Origin of the sequence: Streptomyces rectiviolaceus (assembly GCF_039533825.1) — a bacterium.
GTDB classification, from domain to species: domain Bacteria; phylum Actinomycetota; class Actinomycetes; order Streptomycetales; family Streptomycetaceae; genus Streptomyces; species Streptomyces rectiviolaceus.
The window spans coordinates 1-818 of sequence record NZ_BAAAUG010000240.1; the positions used below are offsets into that span (position 1 = coordinate 1).

Here is an 818-nt window from a genome sequence, read left to right on the forward strand (position 1 = left end):
CGCACACGTAGAGCAGCCAGCTGAGCATCTGGGACACGACGAAGACGAGGGCGGTGACGGCGAAAGCCGTGGCCGTGTCGAACTGCCTTCCCTCCAGCAGGTCGTGGACGGCGACCAGCACCATGAAATGCACGAGATAGAAGGCGAACGACACCTCGCCGAGCAGGGTGAGCACGCGGCCCCGCAGGCCGGTGCGGCGTCCGGTGACATCCGCGTGCGCGATGGCCGCCACCAGCAGGGCAAGCGGGACGGCCAGGATCACGTTGAACCCGTACTGCCAGGGCAGGTACAGCGAGAGGACATACGCCCCGCCGGTCACGGCCAGCGCGGGCGCGACGCCCAGGGAGACGCGGTGTCCTTCCGCCAGGAGCCGGGCGACGAGCATGCCCAGAACGAACTCGAAGAGACGCAGCGGTGGAAAGTTGTAGCCGAGCCAGGCCTGCATCAGGGACAGCGGCCAGTCCGGGAGAAGCGGAGTCCCGGGCGCCCATGCGTCGATCATCAGCTGGGTGCTCAGCAACCCGGCGAAGGTGATGCCGAACCACATCCACAGGCGATTGCTCCTGATGTTGCGAACCCAGCGCCACAGCAGGGGAAAGAGGAGATAGAAGAGGAGTTCGCTGCAGAGCGACCAGCTGGGCTGGTTGAGGGAGACGGCCGTGTCCGCGCGCGGTATCCAGGAATGCACGAGGGAGAGGTTGGTCGACCACACCCCCGGGTGCACGGCGGCCATCGTCGAGAAGTACCCGAGCGCGACGGCCCACAGCACCATGTGGTTGGGATAGATCTTCAGCAGACGGCGCCGGTAGAAGGCCGGC

Annotated in this window: 1 protein-coding gene; it reads right to left on the reverse strand. The window is 66.6% G+C overall.

Going from position 1 to position 818, the window contains the following annotated elements; genetic code table 11:
- On the reverse strand, positions 1–818 hold an 818-nt coding region (locus tag ABD378_RS43185; RefSeq protein WP_344530858.1), incomplete at both ends, for an acyltransferase family protein.